Annotated in this window: 14 protein-coding genes; 10 read left to right on the top strand and 4 right to left on the bottom strand. The window is 71.4% G+C overall.

Features of this window, described 5'->3' with window-relative positions:
- Positions 1-38: 38 nt before the first annotated feature.
- The 6 genes from rsmA (at position 39) to AB0M11_RS07630 (ending at position 8,813) form a co-directional block, all read left to right on the top strand.
- Positions 39-908, top strand: a complete 870-nt coding sequence (gene rsmA, locus AB0M11_RS07655; RefSeq protein ID WP_365702452.1) for a 16S rRNA (adenine(1518)-N(6)/adenine(1519)-N(6))-dimethyltransferase RsmA — start codon at positions 39-41, stop codon at positions 906-908.
- Positions 905-1,798, top strand: coding sequence for a 4-(cytidine 5'-diphospho)-2-C-methyl-D-erythritol kinase (locus tag AB0M11_RS07650; RefSeq protein WP_365702450.1), 894 nt, complete (start codon positions 905-907; stop codon positions 1,796-1,798). Before rsmA ends, AB0M11_RS07650 begins: the two co-directional genes overlap by 4 nt.
- A 149-nt stretch (positions 1,799-1,947) precedes the next feature.
- The gene (locus AB0M11_RS07645) at positions 1,948-3,756 is read left to right on the top strand and encodes an ABC-F family ATP-binding cassette domain-containing protein (RefSeq protein ID WP_365702447.1); all 1,809 of its coding nucleotides are present in this window, start codon (positions 1,948-1,950) and stop codon (positions 3,754-3,756) included.
- A gap of 300 nt (positions 3,757-4,056) precedes the next feature.
- Positions 4,057-6,201 carry a hypothetical protein gene (locus AB0M11_RS07640; RefSeq protein ID WP_365702445.1) on the top strand — a complete coding sequence of 715 codons (2,145 nt, stop codon included), beginning with the start codon at positions 4,057-4,059 and terminating at the stop codon, positions 6,199-6,201.
- A 66-nt stretch (positions 6,202-6,267) separates the two neighbouring features.
- Entirely contained in the window at positions 6,268-7,917 is a 1,650-nt protein-coding gene (locus tag AB0M11_RS07635; RefSeq protein ID WP_365702443.1) for a PQQ-binding-like beta-propeller repeat protein, read from the top strand.
- Between the two features lie 203 nt (positions 7,918-8,120).
- Entirely contained in the window at positions 8,121-8,813 is a 693-nt protein-coding gene (locus AB0M11_RS07630) for a response regulator transcription factor (RefSeq protein ID WP_365702441.1), read from the top strand.
- A gap of 76 nt (positions 8,814-8,889) precedes the next feature.
- Here AB0M11_RS07630 and AB0M11_RS07625 read toward each other — a convergent pair whose 3' ends face one another.
- Entirely contained in the window at positions 8,890-9,222 is a 333-nt protein-coding gene (locus tag AB0M11_RS07625) for a hypothetical protein (protein WP_351957286.1), read from the bottom strand.
- 34 nt (positions 9,223-9,256) lie between these two features.
- Complete coding sequence (locus AB0M11_RS07620) at positions 9,257-10,906, bottom strand: sodium:solute symporter family protein (RefSeq protein ID WP_365702600.1); 1,650 nt, start codon at positions 10,904-10,906, stop codon at positions 9,257-9,259.
- A gap of 200 nt (positions 10,907-11,106) precedes the next feature.
- Here AB0M11_RS07620 and galT point away from each other — a divergent pair, with 200 nt between their 5' ends.
- Genes galT through galK form a run of 3 tightly spaced genes read left to right on the top strand, consistent with a single transcriptional unit; the run spans position 11,107 to position 14,291 of the window.
- Positions 11,107-12,165, top strand: a complete 1,059-nt coding sequence (gene galT / locus AB0M11_RS07615; protein ID WP_365702438.1) for a galactose-1-phosphate uridylyltransferase — start codon at positions 11,107-11,109, stop codon at positions 12,163-12,165.
- Positions 12,165-13,133 (top strand): UDP-glucose 4-epimerase GalE, encoded by a 969-nt coding sequence (galE, locus tag AB0M11_RS07610; RefSeq protein ID WP_365702436.1) that lies wholly within the window; start codon positions 12,165-12,167, stop codon positions 13,131-13,133. The genes galT and galE overlap by 1 nt, the downstream gene beginning before the upstream one ends.
- On the top strand, positions 13,134-14,291 hold the full coding sequence (galK, locus tag AB0M11_RS07605) for a galactokinase (protein WP_365702434.1): 1,158 nt from the start codon (positions 13,134-13,136) through the stop codon (positions 14,289-14,291).
- A gap of 3 nt (positions 14,292-14,294) precedes the next feature.
- Here galK and AB0M11_RS07600 read toward each other — a convergent pair whose 3' ends face one another.
- Positions 14,295-14,753 carry a GNAT family N-acetyltransferase gene (locus tag AB0M11_RS07600; protein ID WP_365702598.1) on the bottom strand — a complete coding sequence of 153 codons (459 nt, stop codon included), beginning with the start codon at positions 14,751-14,753 and terminating at the stop codon, positions 14,295-14,297.
- A gap of 262 nt (positions 14,754-15,015) precedes the next feature.
- On the opposite strand from AB0M11_RS07600, the gene AB0M11_RS07595 reads away from it, so the two are divergent.
- Positions 15,016-15,789 carry a response regulator transcription factor gene (locus tag AB0M11_RS07595; RefSeq protein ID WP_365702432.1) on the top strand — a complete coding sequence of 258 codons (774 nt, stop codon included), beginning with the start codon at positions 15,016-15,018 and terminating at the stop codon, positions 15,787-15,789.
- Positions 15,790-15,987: 198 nt separating this feature from the next.
- On the opposite strand, the gene tamR is transcribed toward AB0M11_RS07595, so the two are convergent.
- A complete protein-coding gene (gene tamR / locus AB0M11_RS07590; protein ID WP_365702429.1) occupies positions 15,988-16,485 on the bottom strand; it encodes a MarR family transcriptional regulator TamR in 498 nt (165 codons plus the stop codon).
- Positions 16,486-16,538: the final 53 nt, after the last annotated feature.

The raw sequence follows: 16,538 nt of genomic DNA, 5'->3' as shown, positions 1-16,538 counted from the left end.
CGGCCGGAGGCGCCCCCGGCGGCCCGTACCCTTGTCCCGTGAGCAGCCCCACCCCCGACGCCCTCCTCGGCCCGGCCGACGTCCGTGAACTCGCGGCAGCGCTCGGTGTACGCCCCACCAAGCAGCGCGGCCAGAACTTCGTGATCGACGCCAACACGGTCCGCCGTATCGTCCGCACCGCCGAGGTCCGCCCGGACGACGTCGTGGTGGAGGTCGGCCCCGGGCTCGGGTCCCTCACGCTCGCGCTCCTGGAGGTCGCCGACCGGGTCACCGCCGTCGAGATCGACGACGTGCTGGCCGGCGCCCTGCCCGCGACGATCGCGGCGCGCATGCCGGCGCGCGCGGACCGGTTCGCGCTGGTCCACTCCGACGCGATGCACGTCACCGAGCTGCCCGGCCCGCCGCCGACCGCGCTCGTCGCGAACCTCCCCTACAACGTCGCCGTCCCCGTCCTGCTGCACATGCTCGACACCTTCCCGAGCATCGAGCGGACGCTGGTGATGGTGCAGTCCGAGGTCGCCGACCGGCTCGCCGCCGCACCCGGCAACAAGGTGTACGGCGTGCCGTCCGTCAAGGCCAACTGGTACGCCGAGGTGAAGCGGGCCGGCGCCATCGGACGCAACGTCTTCTGGCCCGCGCCCAACGTCGACAGCGGGCTCGTCTCGCTCGTCCGGCGCGCGGAGCCGCTCAAGACGACGGCGTCGCGGCGCGAGGTCTTCGCGGTCGTCGACGCGGCGTTCGCGCAGCGCCGCAAGACCCTGCGGGCGGCGCTGGCCGGCTGGGCCGGGTCCGCGGCGGCCGCGGAGGCGGCGCTGGTCGCGGCCGGGGTCTCCCCGCAGGCCCGCGGGGAGGCGCTGACCGTGGAAGAGTTCGCGAGGATCGCCGAGCACAGGGAGTCCGGTCAGTGAGCGTCACGGTACGCGTCCCCGCCAAGGTCAACGTCCAGCTCGCGGTGGGTGCCGCCCGCCCCGACGGCTTCCACGACCTGGCCAACGTCTTCCTCGCCGTCGGCCTCTACGACGAGGTCACCGTCACGCCCGCCGACGAGCTGACCGTCACCTGCGGGGGCCCGGACGCCGACCAGGTCCCCCTCGACCGCACCAACCTCGCCGCCCGCGCCGCCGTCGCGCTCGCCGCGCGCCGGGGCATCGAACCGGCGGTGCACATCCACATCGCCAAGGACATCCCGGTCGCCGGCGGCATGGCCGGGGGCAGCGCGGACGGCGCGGGCGCGCTGCTCGCCTGCAACGAGCTCTGGCGCGCCGGCGCCTCCCGCGCCGAACTCCTCGCCATCTGCGCCGAACTGGGCAGCGACGTGCCGTTCAGCCTGGTCGGCGGCGCCGCCCTCGGTATCGGACGAGGCGAGCGACTGACGGCGCTGGAAACCGGCGCCACCTTCCACTGGGTGTTCGCCATGGCCGAGCGCGGCCTGTCGACCCCGGCGGTCTTCCGCGAGTTCGACCGGCTGGCCGAGGGGCACGAGATCCCCGAGCCGGTCGCCTCCCGCGACCTCCTCGACGCCCTCGCCAAGGGCGACGCCGACGCGCTCGCCGCCACCGTCTCCAACGACCTCCAGCCCGCCGCGCTCTCCCTCTTCCCGGAACTCGCGGACACCCTGGCGGCGGGACGCGCGGCCGGCGCGCTCGCCGCCCTGGTCTCCGGTTCCGGTCCCACCACGGCGTTCCTGGTCCGCGACACCGCCTCCGCCCAGAAGGTCTCCCAGGCCCTCCGCACCTCCGCCACCTGCCGCACAACCCGCACGGCAGCGTCCCCCGCGCCGGGTGCGACGGTGATCTGAGGGGCTGTCCCGTTCAGAGTTCGTCGCTCGCGGTCAGATCAGGCCGCTGACCAGCAGGCCGATCGCGGCGAAGTGGAAGGCACGCGCCCGCCCCCCACCCCCGAGGCCCTACGCTAGAAGGCTGACCGACCCCCGTGCGCAGGAGTGAAATGGCCGTCAACCTGGTCAATGTCGAGAACGTCAGCAAGGTCTACGGCACCCGTGCCCTGCTGGACGGCGTCTCGCTCGGCGTGTCGGAGGGGGACCGGATCGGTGTGGTGGGCCGCAACGGCGACGGCAAGACCACCCTCATCCGGATGCTCGCCAAGCTGGAGGAGGCCGACACCGGCCGCGTCACGCACTCCGGCGGGCTGCGCCTCGGCGTCCTCACCCAGCACGACTCCCTCGACCCGGCCGCCACCGTCCGGCACGAGGTCATCGGTGACATGGCCGACCACGAGTGGGCCGGCAACGCGAAGGTCAGGGACGTCCTGACCGGTCTCTTCGGGGGACTGGACCTGCCGGGCTTCCCCAAGGGCCTGGACACCGTCATCGGGCCGCTCTCCGGCGGTGAGCGGCGGCGCATCGCGCTCGCCAAGCTGCTCATCGAGGAGCAGGACCTGCTCGTCCTCGACGAGCCGACGAACCACCTGGACGTCGAGGGCATCGCCTGGCTCGCCCGGCACCTGCGCGAGCGCCGCTCGGCGCTGGTCTGCGTCACCCACGACCGCTGGTTCCTCGACCAGGTCTGCACCCGCATGTGGGACGTGCAGCGGGGCGCCGTCTACGAGTACGAGGGCGGCTACTCCGACTACGTCTTCGCCCGCGCGGAGCGCGAACGGATCGCGGCCACCGAGGAGACCAAGCGGCAGAACCTGGTCCGCAAGGAGCTGGCCTGGCTGCGCCGCGGCGCCCCCGCCCGCACCTCCAAGCCGCGTTTCCGGGTCGAGGCCGCCAACGAGCTGATCAAGGACGTGCCGCCGCCGCGCGACACCTCCGAGCTGATGAAGTTCGCCTCCTCCCGGCTCGGCAGGACCGTCTTCGACCTGGAGGACGTGACCGTCCAGGCCGGCCCCAAGGTGCTGCTCAAGCACGTCACCTGGCAGCTCGGTCCCGGCGACCGCATCGGCCTGGTCGGCGTCAACGGCGCGGGCAAGACCTCCCTGCTGCGCGCCATGGCCGAGGCCGCGCGCACCGAGGGCGAGGCGCAGCCGGCGGGCGGCCGGATCGCCGTCGGCAAGACCGTCAAGCTCGCCTACCTCTCCCAGGAGGTCGCCGAGCTGAACCCGAACACCCGTGTCCTGGAGGCGGTCCAGCAGGTCCGCGAGCGCGTCGACCTCGGCAAGGGGCGCGAGATGACCGCCGGGCAGCTGTGCGAGACGTTCGGCTTCAACAAGGAGAAGCAGTGGACGCCGGTCGGCGACCTGTCCGGCGGTGAGCGCCGTCGGCTCCAGCTGCTGCGCCTGCTCATGGACGAGCCGAACGTCCTCTTCCTCGACGAGCCCACCAACGACCTCGACATCGAGACCCTCACCCAGCTGGAGGACGTCCTCGACGGCTGGCCCGGCTCGATGATCGTCATCTCCCACGACCGGTTCTTCGTCGAGCGCACCACCGACCGCGTCTTCGCCCTCCTCGGCGACGCCACCCTGCGGATGCTGCCGCGCGGCATCGACGAGTACCTGGAACGCCGGCAGGCCATGGAGGAGGCGGTCGCCGCCACCGCCGCGGCCGCTGCTCCCAAGGCCGCCACGACCGAGCGGAGCGCCGCCGACCAGCGGGCCGCCAAGAAGGAACTCCAGAAGATCGAGCGGCAGTTGGACCGCATCTCCGAGAAGGAGACCAAGCTGCACGACCAGATCGCCGCGGACGCCACCGACTTCGCGAAGGTCGCCGAACTCGACGCGCAGCTGCGCGACCTGGCCGGTGAGCGGGAGGAACTGGAGATGCGCTGGCTGGAGTTGGCGGAGGACGCCTAGCAGTCGACGCCTGGCAGCCGACGCCAGGCAGCCGACGTCTGGCCGCCCCACCGGCGTGAATCAGCCTCTCCCGGGCCCGCGCGCGACCCCCTTGCGAGGGCCCGGTGAAGAGGGCGTGGAGGCGCGTAACGGCGGCATCACGGGCCGGTTCTCCCTTGGGAACAGCGGCAGACACGGGCCCGTGGGCGGTCGGTGCCGGGTGGTAGAAAGGTCAGCCTGAGAACTGCCTGAGCGCTGTCGCGGTACCGTCACCGGCCTTGGGCATGGCTCGAAATCAGTGAACGAGGGGGAAGAACGCTGATGACACAGCCGCCCGGCGAGCCGCCGCACGGCGCTTTCGGAGCACCGCAGGACCAGCCACCGCCGCCGGCCGACGGCGTCGACTACCCCCAACAGCCGCCCATGCAAGCCGGTTTCGGCGCACCCCCGCAACAGCCCTCCGCACAGGCCGGTTTTGGTGCGCCTTCGCCGCAGCCCTCCGCACAGGCCGGTTTCGGCGCACCCCCGCAACAGCCCTCTGCGCAGGGCGGTTTCGGCGCGCTTCCGCCGCAGCCCTCTGCGCAGGGCGGTTTTGGCGCGCTTCCGCCGCAGCCCTCTGCGCAGGGCGGTTTCGGCGCGCTTCCGCCGCAGCCCTCTGCGCAGGGCGGTTTTGGCGCACCCCCGCAACAGCCCTCCCCGCAGGGCGGTTTCGGCGCGCTTCCGCCGCAGCCCTCTGCGCAGGGCGGTTTCGGCGCACCCCCGCAACAGCCCTCTGCGCAGGGCGGCTTCGGCGCGCTTCCGCCGCAGCCCTCTGCGCAGGGCGGTTTCGGCGCACCCCCGCAACAGCCCCCCGCCCAAGGCGGCTTCGGCGCGCCCCCGCCGCAGCCCGGTCATGGCCACCCGCCGCAGCCCGCCCCCGGCCCCTACGGCACGCCGGGCCCGTACGGGGCGCAGCCCGGTTACGGCTACCCCCCGCAGCAGCCGCAGTACTTCGGGGGTGTCCCCGGCGGACCGGGGACGCCCCCACCTCCCGGCGGAGGCGGCGGGCCGGTCAAGGGGAAGCCCGCGCTGATCGTCGCGGCGGCGGTGGCGGGCCTGCTGGTCGTCGGCGGCACGGTGTACGCCGTGACCGCCACCGGGGACCACGGCAGGACACCGGTCGCCCGGCAGTCCGAAGACCCGAAGGCCTCCGGCACCCCCGTCGACCCCGGCGACGGCAGCGGCGCCGGCGGCGCGGACCCGGAGGACCTCAACGCGGGCCGCACCTCCGGCGAGGCCAAGGTGCTCTGGTACAAGTCGGCCCCCGACGCCCCCGCCTCCGGCGCGGACGCACCCGGCATGTGGATCACCCGGAAGACGGCGGTGAAGGCGGCGTACAAGCAGGTCTTCGCCTACCGGGTGGCCGACGGCGTCCCGGCCTGGGCCCCGATCACGTTCCCGCAGAAGATCTGTGCGGTCACCGCGCGGAAGTCCGCGGACGACAAGGTCGTCGTGGCCTACATGAGCGGTACCAGCGACCGCGCCAAGTGCAACCGGCTGCAGCAGATCGACCTGGACACCGGCAGGAAGGGCTGGACCGCGACCGTCGCCGACGGCGGCCTGTTCGACAGCGCGCTCAGCATCGAGCTGACCATCAGCGGAAAGACGCTGATGGTGGGCCGCTCCGAGTCGGGCACGGCATACGACATCGGCAGCGGCGCCAAGCTGTACGACAAGAAGAAATACGGCGCTGCCTGCTTCCCGACCGCGTTCGCCGGCGGCACCGACCGGCTGGTCGAGGTGGCCTCCTGCGCCGCCGGTGGCAGCAACGCACACGACGAGATATCCCGACTCGACCCGGCCACCGGCAGGGTCGAGTGGACGCGGCCGGTGAAGAAGGGCTGGACGGTCGAGCGGACCTACTCCGTCGACCCGCTCGTGGTCTACCTGACCAACGAGGAGAAGAAGGCCTGGAACATCTCGGTCCTGGACGCCCGGGGCACCTTCCGTACCGAGGTGAAGGTGGACGAGAAGTTCGCGCCCCAGTGCGGCTTCGCGGGCCTCGACCGTGATCTCCAGGGCTGCCAGGGCGTGGCCGCCGACGCGAACACCCTCTACCTGCCGACCGACGTGCGTGGGGGCGCCAACGAGATCGTCGCGATCAGCCTCGCCGACGGCACGGCGAAGTGGCGTGTGAAGTCCCCGACGGACGAGTCGATGTACCCGATGAAGGCCGAGGGCGGCAGACTCGTCGCGTACGTACGGCCGTCGTACGACGCGGGCGGCCAGGTCGTGTCGGTCCCGACCGCGGGCGCCACCCACCGCACCACCAGGCTGCTGCAGAACCCGCGGCACACCGCCGAGATCGAGAGCGGCTTCTACGACGGCGCGGTCGACTGGACCGGCGGCCGCTTCTACCTCTCCACCACGCGGCTCACCGGCGGCGACGACGCGAAGGAGAAGCTGATGATGGCCTTCGGCAACTGAGCGGGACCCGTCACTCGCCGTCCAGCGCCGCACGCCGTCCCAGCCGTCTTCCGAGGTAACCCCGCCATGACCCAGCCGCCCCCGCCCGACCAGCCGCCGAACCCGTACGCCCAGCAGCCGGGCTACGGCTACCCGCATCAACCGCCCCAGCAGCCGGGCTACGGCTACCCGCACCAACCGCCCCCGCCGCCCGGCTACGGCTATCCGCACCAGCCTCCGGCCCACAACCCGTACGCCCAGCCGCCGAGTCACGGCTTCGGCTACCCCGGCGCCCAGGCCGGCGGCCCCGCTCCCGCCCCCGGCGGGCGCAACAACGCCGTGCTGCTGATCGTCGTCGCCGCGGTCGTCGCGATCGCGTTGATCATCGGCGGCGGCATCTGGTACGCCAGGTCCTCCGGCGGAGACGGCAGGAAGGGCGACACCGCCCACGCCGGCGGCGGCGCGCACGGCAAGGGCACCGAGAAGGTGCCGCCGGACACCGCCGCCAAGGTCCTCTTCCAGATCCCGCTGCCCACGGCTGAGGACACCACGGTCACCGCCGGTTCCTGGCTCACCGGCAAGGTGTACGCCAAGACCGGCATCGCCGAGATCACCGGCTACGACCCCGGTTCCGGCGCCAGGCTCTGGACGGTCCCCCTGCCCGGCCCGGTCTGCCGCGCCACCGGGCACGTCAGCGCCGACGGCCGGACCGCCGTCGTCTTCCAGCCGAGGACGCCCGCCCAGGGCTCCACGGCCGGCTGCACCCAGGTCGCCGCGATCGACCTGAACGCCGGCCGGAAACTGTGGACCAGGACGATCAAGTCCGGTGACGTCCCGGTCAGCTTCGACAATGTGACGGTCGCTCAGCAGACGGTCGCGGTCGGCGGTTCCAGCGGTGGCGCCGCCTTCGACCTCGCCTCCGGCACGGTCCGCTGGCAGCCGAAGGCGGCCGACAGCTGCTACGACGCCGGCTACGGCGGCGGCGCCAAGCTGGTCGCGGTCCGCAGGTGCGGCAGCGGCGACACCGGCCGGCTGCACATCCAGACCCTCGACCCGGTCTCCGGCAAGGTGCTCTCCGAGTACCCGATGACCGCAGGGATCGACTACGCGAGCGTCGTGTCCACCGACCCCCTGGTGGTGGCCGCCGACGTCAACGACAGCGCCGGCGACGGCAGCGGCTTCTCGGACGTCTTCTCCATCGACTCCAGGACCGGCGCCCTGCGCACCCGCATCTCCACGCCGGGCAGCGACTACGCGGCCCGCTGCGACGGCATCTACGAACTGGAGAAGTGCACGGGAGTGGTGGTCGGAAACGACAGGCTGTACCTGGCGACCGAACAGCACGACGGAGACGGGGAGTCCACGAGGACCAACGAGATCGTCGCCTTCGACCTGGGCACCGGCAAGCAGACCGGCCAGCGCGCCGACGCCGGGAACAACTACACGATCACGCCCCTGCGCATGGACGGTCCCGATCTGATCGCGTACAAGAACGCGCCGTACGACAAGGGCGCCCAGGTCGTCAGCATCGACGGCGGCTCGTTCAAGGAGACCAAGCTGCTGGAGAACCCGGCGACCACGGCGGTCAAGGACGTGGAGAACACCATGTCACCCGAGTACGCCGAGGTCCGCTACTCGCAGGGCCGCCTCTACCTGTCCGCCCCGTTCGCCCACGCGCCCGACCCGTCCTCGTCGGCCAGGCAGTACCTGGTCACCGCCTTCGGCGCGGGCGGCTGATACGCGCTCTTCACCCTCGAATACGAGAAAACCTTGAGATTCCTCCGATCCGGGGCACTTCTCATGAGTAGGGGCAGCGCAACGTCGAACAAGCGTGTAGCTTCCGGGGGCATGAAGGACGGGGTGCCGGGGGGCCCTCTGTCCATGGGGACCAGTGGGCATCCATAGTGGGGCATCCATTGGGGGGACTGGGGGGTTGCTCTATGGGAGTGCGGCTCATGGTGGTCGACGACCACCGGTTGCTCGCGGAGGCGCTGGCCTCGGCGCTGAAACTGCGCGGCCACCGGGTGCTGGCCGCGGCGGCACCGGCGGCGGGCGCGGCCGAACTCGTGATCACGCGGGCCCCCGAGGTGTGCCTGCTCGGCACGGCGACCCCGGCCGAACCGGGGATCTTCGACCCGGTGATACGGATCAAGAAGGAGCGGCCGCAGGTCGCGGTGCTGGTGCTGGGCCCGGTGCCGTCCCCGCGGGGTATCGCGGCGGCCTTCGCGGCGGGCGCCTCCGGGTACGTACGGCACGACGAGCGGATCGAGGGCGTCGAGCGGGCGATCATGAAGGCGCGGGCCGGGGAGGCCGCCGTCGCGCCCGCCCTGCTCCAGGGCGCCTTCGGTGAACTCCTCAACCCGGCCGCCCAGCCCGACGACGAGGGTCAGCGCCTCCTGCAGATACTCACCCCCAGGGAGGTGGAGGTCCTGGTCCGCGTCGCCGACGGCGAGGACACCCGCATCATCGCCGCCGGCATGGGCATCGCCCCGAGCACGGCCCGCACCCATGTACAGCGCGTACTGATGAAGCTGGGCGTGGGGTCAAGGCTGGAAGCGGCGGCGCTGGCGGCACGGACAGGCCTCCTGGACAGGGCCGGCCCACTCAACAATTCAACAGGGCTGGACCTTTAGCCGACGGCAGGGCCCCTACCCAGGGGCGCGAGGAACTGCGCGACCAGCCCCCACGCACCCGCAGACAACTGACTGCTTACTCCGCCTCCTTCTCTCCTTCCACCGAAGGAACCGGCGGCGGAGTGGGCCGCAGCCACAGCCACACCAGAAAGAACACCCCCAGCAACAGCATCCCGATCCCGGTCCACAGGTTGATGTTGATCCCCTGTGCCTTGTCGATCTCGGCCTGCGAGTCGGTGATCCCGGTGATCGTGACGATGATCCCGTACAGCACGAACAACCCACCGATGATCCGCCGCAGGTCGAAGATCCGCGCGGCGGTCGCCGACCGCCCCTGCAGCTCGGTGACCTCCCGCTGGACGTCCTGCTCGGAGTAGTGGAACCCGGAGTGCCCGGAGTCGTCGGTCATGGTGTCTCCTCTCTCCATTCTCCAGCGACGGCGATCAGAACGAGAACGGGATGTAGCAGAGGGCCGCGAGGACCACCGCCCCCCATCCCAGCAGCGTCGGCCGCCGGTACCAGGCCTCGTCACCGGGCGCGGGTGCCTCGGCCATGCCGGGGGACGTCGTGCCGTAGACGAGCCCGGCCAGCTCCGCCTCCGGCTTCGGCGCGGTGAACAGGGACACGATCACCATCACCACCGCCCCCGCGACGAACCCGGCGATCGCCGAGACGAAGTTGGCGCCCTGGTCGGAGGGGATGCTGATGATTCCCCTCTTGTAGAGGACGAAGTAGTTGACCATCGCGGTCACGGTCCCCGCGAGCAGCCCCCAGAAGCCGGATTTCGCCGAGGCCCGCTTCCAGAACATGCCGACGACGAAGACGACGAACATCGGCACGTTGAAGAAGGAGAACAGCGTCTGGAGGTAGCTCATGATGTTCGAGAAGGACGACGCCAGGAACGCCGTGCCGATGGACGCGCAGACGCCGATCGCGGTGATGAGCCGTCCGAAGCGCACGTAGTAGCCGTCCTCGCGGCCCTTCACCACGTACTTCGCCCAGATGTCGGTGGTGAACACGGTGTTGAAGGACGACACGTTGGCGGCCATGCCCGCCATGAAGGCCGCCAGCAGACCGGTCACCGCGATACCGAGCACGCCGTTGGGCAGCAGCTGCGACATCAGGTACGGGATCGCGTCGTTGTACTGGAGACCGGACTTCGCGGTCCCGATGTTCGGCACCAGCGCGGCGGCGACCAGCCCCGGGATCATCACCAGGAAGACGATGAAGATCTTCGGGTAGGCGGCGATCAGCGGGGTGCGCTGGGCGGCGGAGAGGTTCTTCGCCGACAGGGCCCGCTGCACCTCGGCGAAGTTCGTCGTCCAGTAGCCGAAGGAGAGCACGAAGCCGAGGCCGAGGACGATGGTCAGCCAGTTCGCGCCGAGCGGGTTGGCGGAGCCGATGCCGGTGCCGCCCCAGGCGGTGGTGAAGTTGTGGCCGTGGGTGGCGGTGAGCTTGTCGACCAGGCCGCCCCAGCCGCCCACCTTCTTCAGGCCGAGCACGGAGAGCGGGATGAGCGCCGCCAGGATCACGAAGAACTGCAGCACCTCGTTGTAGATGGCCGAGGAGAGACCGCCGAGGGTGATGTACGCCAGCACGAACGCGCCGGCGACCACGATCGCCACCCACTGCGGCCAGCCCAGCAGCGCCTCCACGACGATCGCCAGGGCGTACAGGTTCACACCGGCGATCAGGATGGCCGCGAAGGCGAACAGGATCGAACTGAGCAGGTGTGCGGCTCTGTCGAAGCGGAGGAGCAGCATCTCGGGGACCGAGCGGACCTTGCTTCCGTAGTAGAAGGGCATCATCACCAGGCCCAGGAAGACCATGGCCGGAATGGCGCCGATCCAGTACCAGTGCACGGTGTAGGCGCCGTACTGCGCGCTGTTGGCGGCCATGCCGAGGATCTCGGTCGCGGCCAGGTTCGCCGAGATGAAGGCGAGGCCGGTGATCCAGGCGGGCAGTGACCGCCCGGAGAGGAAGAAGTCGAGGCTGGTCTTCACCGAGCGGCGGGCCGCGAAGCCGATGCCCAGCACCACGAGGAAGTAGATCGCCAGGATCGTGTAGTCCAGGCCGTTGGTCGGGAGCCGCAGCCCCGCCGCGAGGTCCGTGGTGAGATCCGTCGCGAGCGATGTGGGGGATACGGGGGCATCTGTGGGGTTCTGCACCCAGCAATTCAACACTTTCGTTGTCTCACCTTGATTGATTGCGATGTTGACTGGGGTGGTGAGTTGTGTTTTGGTGTGTTCGGTTCTGTTTGATGGTTGGCTGGCTCGATCAACGGGAGTCCGCAGTGAAGAAGACCTCGACCCGGCTGGCCGACGGTCGCGAACTCATCTACTACGACCTGCGCGACGACACCGTGCGGGACGCGGTGGACCGCCGTCCGCTGGAGCGGACGCACACCACCTCGGAGGTCCGCCGGGATCCGCTGCTCGGCGACCAGGTGGCGATCGCCTCGCACCGGCAGGGCCGCACCTACCACCCGCCGGCCGACCAGTGCCCGCTCTGCCCGACCCAGGGCGACCGGCTGAGCGAGATCCCGGACTCGTCGTACGACGTCGTGGTCTTCGAGAACCGTTTCCCCTCGCTGGCCGGCGACTCCGGGCGCTGCGAGGTGGTCTGCTTCACCTCGGACCACGACGCCTCCTTCGCGAGCCTCACCGAGGAGCAGGCCCGCCTGGTCCTGGACGCGTGGACCGACCGGACCTCGGAACTGTCGCATCTCCCCTCCGTCGAGCAGGTGTTCTGCTTCGAGAACCGCGGCGAGGAGATCGGCGTGACGCTCGGTCACCCGCACGGGCAGATCTACGCCTACCCCTTCACCACCCCGCGCACCGCACTGATGTTGCGTTCGCTCGCGGCACACAAGGAGGCGACGGGCGGCGAGAACCTCTTCGACGCCGTCCTGGAACGTGAACTCGCCGGTGAGCGGGTCGTCCTTGAGGGTGAACACTGGGTCGCCTTCGTGCCGTACGCGGCACACTGGCCCTACGAGGTGCACCTGTACCCGAAGCGCCGCGTCCCCGACCTGCTCGGGCTCGACGAGGCGGCGCGCTCAGAGTTCCCCCAGGTTTATCTGGAACTCTTGAGGCGCTTCGACCGTATCTTCGGTGAGGGTGAGCCTCCCACGCCCTACATCGCCGCCTGGCACCAGGCGCCGTTCGGGACGCTGGAGGAGTTCGAGGGTGTCTCGCGCGACGACTTCGCGCTGCACCTGGAGCTTTTCACCATCCGCCGGACGTCCGGCAAGCTGAAGTTCCTCGCGGGTTCCGAGTCGGGCATGAGCGTGTTCATCAACGACGTGCCGCCGGAGCGCGCGGCCGAGCGACTGCGAGAGGTAGCGAGTTGATGAAGTACCTGGTGACGGGCGGGGCGGGATACGTCGGCAGCGTGGTCGCCCAGCACCTGCTGGAGGCGGGCCACGAGGTCACCGTCCTCGACAACCTCTCCACGGGCTTCCGCGAGGGCGTCCCGGCGGGCGCCGCCTTCGTCGAGGGCGACATCCGCGACGCCGCCAAGTGGCTGGACCCCTCCTACGACGCGGTGCTGCACTTCGCCGCGTTCTCCCAGGTCGGCGAGTCGGTCGCGAAGCCCGAGAAGTACTGGGACAACAACGTGGGCGGCACCATGGCGCTGCTCGCCGCGATGCGCGAGGCCGGCGTCCGCAAGCTCGTCTTCTCCTCCACGGCGGCCACCTACGGGGAGCCCGTCCACACCCCGATCACCGAGACCGACCCCACCGCCCCCACCTCGCCCTACGGCGCCACCAAGCTCGCCGTCGACCACATGATCACCGGCGAGGCGGCCGCCCACGGCCTGGGCGCGGTCTCCCTGCGCTACTTCAACGTGGCCGGGGCGTACGGCGCGCAGGGCGAGCGCCACGACCCCGAGTCGCACCTGATCCCGCTGGTCCTCCAGGTCGCCCAGGGCAGGCGCGAGGCCATCTCCGTCTTCGGCGACGACTACCCGACGCCCGACGGCACCTGCATCCGCGACTACATCCACGTCGCCGACCTCGCCGACGCCCACCTGCTGGCCCTGACGGCCGCGCAGCCCGGCGAGCACCTGATCTGCAACCTCGGCAACGGCGAGGGCTTCTCGGTCCGCCAGGTCATCGAGACCGTCCGGCAGGTCACCGGTCACCCCATCCCCGAGGTCGTGGCCCCGCGCCGGGGCGGCGACCCGGCCGTCCTGGTCGCCTCGGCGGCCACCGCCCGCGAGAAGCTGGGCTGGAACCCGACCCGCGCGGACCTCGCGGGCATCGTCGCGGACGCCTGGGAGTTCGCGCAGCACATCAGCGCAGCAAGGGAGCAGTAAGTGGGCGCAGCAGCAGAGGTGACGGACGCCTTCCAGGAGCTGTACGGCACGGCTCCCGACGGCGTCTGGGCGGCGCCGGGCCGGGTCAACCTGATCGGCGAGCACACCGACTACAACGACGGCTTCGTGATGCCGTTCGCGCTGCCGCACGTGGCGACGGCCGCCGTCGGCCGCCGCACCGACGGCGTGCTGCGGCTGCACTCCTCGGACGTCGAGGGCGGGATCGTCGAGCTCTCCCTCGACGCCCTGGAACCCGGCACCGACCAGCAGTGGACGGCGTACCCGGCGGGCGTGGTCTGGGCGCTGCGGGAGGCCGGCCACCCGGTCACCGGCGCCGACGTGCACCTCGCCTCCACCGTGCCGACCGGCGCGGGCCTGTCCTCCTCCGCGGCCCTGGAGGTGGTGATCGCGCTCGCGCTCAACGACCTCTTCGCACTGGGCCTGCAGCGCTGGCAGCTGGCCCGCCTGTGCCAGCGTGCGGAGAACGTCTACGTCGGGGCGCCGACCGGCATCATGGACCAGACGGCGTCCGCCTGCTGCGAGCAGGGCCACGCCCTGTTCCTGGACACCCGTGACCTCTCGCAGAAGCAGATCCCCTTCGACCTCGCGGCCGAGGGCATGCGTCTGCTCGTCGTCGACACCCAGGTCAAGCACGCCCACAGCAACGGCGAGTACGGCAAGCGCCGGGCCGGCTGCGAGAAGGGCGCGGCCCTGCTGGGCGTGGACGCGCTGCGGGACGTCGCCTACGACGACCTGGACGCGTCGCTCGACCGCCTCGGTGACGAGGACGAGGTGCGGCGCCTGGTCCGGCACGTCGTCACCGAGGACCACCGCGTCGAGCGCGTCGTCGCCCTCCTCGAAGCGGGCGACACCCGTGCCATCGGACCGGTCCTCACCGAGGGCCACGCCTCGCTGCGCGACGACTTCCAGGTCTCCTGCCCCGAGCTGGACCTGGTCGTGGAGGCGGCGAACGCGGCCGGTGCGCTGGGTGCCCGGATGACCGGCGGAGGCTTCGGCGGCTCGGCGATCGTCCTCACCGAGGCGGCCGACGTCGACACGATCACCAAGGCGGTCGAGGAGGCCTTCGCGGCGGCCGGTTTCAAGGCCCCGCGGGTCTTCGAGGCGGTCCCGTCGGCGGGCGCCCGCCGGGAGAGCTGAGGCTCAGCCCAGCCGTTTGGTCAGCGTGTACTCCGTGATCCCCGGCGGATAGTCGGGGATCACGCACACCACGTCGTAGCCCTGCTTCCGGTAGAACTCCGGGGCCTGGAAGTCCCAGGTCTCCAGGCGGGCCGCGGTGCAGCCGCGGTCCGCGCGGGCGATCCGCTCGGCCTCCGCGAGCAGGCCGCCGCCGAGCCCCGTGCCGCGGTGGCGGGCGTCCACCCAGAGGTAGGTGACGTGCAGCCAGGACGCCCAGCTGTGCCCCACCAGCCCACCGGCCAGGTCGCCCGACCTCTCGTCCATCGCCCACAGGTGCAGCGGCGTCTCGCGTTCGTCCGGCGTGCCGCGCAGAGCCGCGAGGATCGGAGAGGCCGCCGTGTTGGTGGCCAGCAGCCGCGCGCGGAGCAGATCGCGTCGTTCCCTGTCGACTTCCGCCTCAATACGAAACATGCGGCACACCATAAACGCGCCGGCCGGGCAGTTCTGCAAATTGCCTTCCGCTCCCGGCGCCCAGCCGTACTCTGATGAGCAGTGCCGGTGGGGGCCGGTGCTGATCAGGGGGCGAGATCAAGTCGGATACGACGCCCGCGGTGGGGGTAGCAGTTCAGGCACGGCGGCGGCCGTGCGGTTCCGTCCACCCGTGGGTGTCGTGTCCGCGTGGTTCGTCGTTCTCCGGACCTTGGGGTATCCCCGGCTCGTGAAGAGCACTGGGGAAGGGGGTTTCGTGGTTCGCATCCGAGTCCTGGTCGTCGACGACCATCGCATCTTCGCCGAGTCGCTCGCCGCCGCACTGGCCGCCGAGCCCGACGTCGACGTGTCCGCGGCCGGCAGCGGTCCGGCCGCGCTGCGCTGCCTGGAGCGCGCGGCGGCCGAGGGCCGCCGCTACGACGTGCTGCTCGTCGACGCCGACCTGGGCGGTCGACTGCCCGGCGGCCGCGCGGCCGTGCCGGTGCAGGAGGCCAACGAGGAGGGGCTGGTCGACGGCATATCGCTGGTCGCAGGCGTCCGCTCGGCCCAGCCCGCGGTCCGGGTCGTCGTCCTCGCCGAGAAGGACGACCCGCGGCGCGCGGCCCTGGCCCTGCAGGCCGGTGCGGTGGGCTGGGTCGCCAAGGACTGCTCGCTGTCCCGGCTGCTCAACGTCATCCGGGGCGTGCTGCGCGACGAGACGCATCTGCCGCCGGCCCTGCTCACGGGCGTGCTGCGGGAGCTGACGGCGGCCCGCAAGCACCGCACCGAGAGCGAACGCCTGGTGGAGTCCCTCACCCCGCGGGAGCGCGAGGTCCTCCGGTGCATGGTGGCGGGCCTGGGGCGCAAGGCCGTCGCCGAGCGCCTCTTCCTGTCCCCGCACACCGTCCGCACCCACATGCAGAACGTCCTCGGCAAGCTGGGCGTCCACTCCACCCTGGCGGCGGTGGCGCTGGCACGGCGCGCCGGGGTGGGCCCGGCGGACCTGGGCCCCACGGGACGGATCATGCCGGAGGAGAGCAGCAGCGCCTGACCGGCACACCTCGGCAAGCGCCCCGCCAGGGGGCGCGACCGGCGGTAGCGCCCCGCAGGGGCGCGGGGAACTGCGCGACCGGCCACGACGGCGCGGCAGTCGAGCCGAGCGGTGGCGCCCCGCAGGGGCGCGGGGAACTGCGCGACCAGCCACGACGGCGCGGCAGTCGACGAAGTGCGGCACTTTCCAGCGGAGCGCTCAGCCGGGGATGTTGTCGAACGGGGCGGTCAGCTGGCGTAGCAGGCCGGCGAGTTCGGTGCGCTGGGCGGGGGAGAGCTCGCCGAGGATCGCCCGCTCCTGGGCGAGGAGACCCGCCAGGGCCTGGTCCGCGCGGTCCTGCCCCTCCGTGGTCAGCCGGACCAGCACGCCCCGCCGGTCGCTGGGGTCCGGCAGCCGCTCCACCAGCCCCTTCTTCGCCAGCCGGTCGATACGGTTGGTCATCGTGCCCGACGTGACCAGGGTCTGCGTCAGCAACTGCCCGGGGGAGAGCTGATACGGCGTGCCCGCGCGCCTGAGCGCGGTGAGCACGTCGAACTCCCAGGGCTCCAGGCTGTGCTCGGCGAAGGCCAGCCGACGTGCCCGGTCCAGGTGCCGGGCCAGCCGGCTCACCCGGCTCAGCACCTCGAGCGGTTCCACGTCGAGGTCCGGGCGCTCCCGGCGCCACGCAGCGACCAGCCGATCGACCTCGTCCTCCATGGCGATCAGTGTAGTGGTTGTGTCGACATGAAGTCTCTTGACATCAAGTCTCT

Origin of the sequence: Streptomyces sp. NPDC051987 (assembly GCF_040680735.1) — a bacterium.
In the GTDB taxonomy this organism is placed as follows: domain Bacteria; phylum Actinomycetota; class Actinomycetes; order Streptomycetales; family Streptomycetaceae; genus Streptomyces.
Note: the sequence above shows the minus strand (reverse complement) of the source record. Positions and strands in the feature narration are given on the sequence as shown.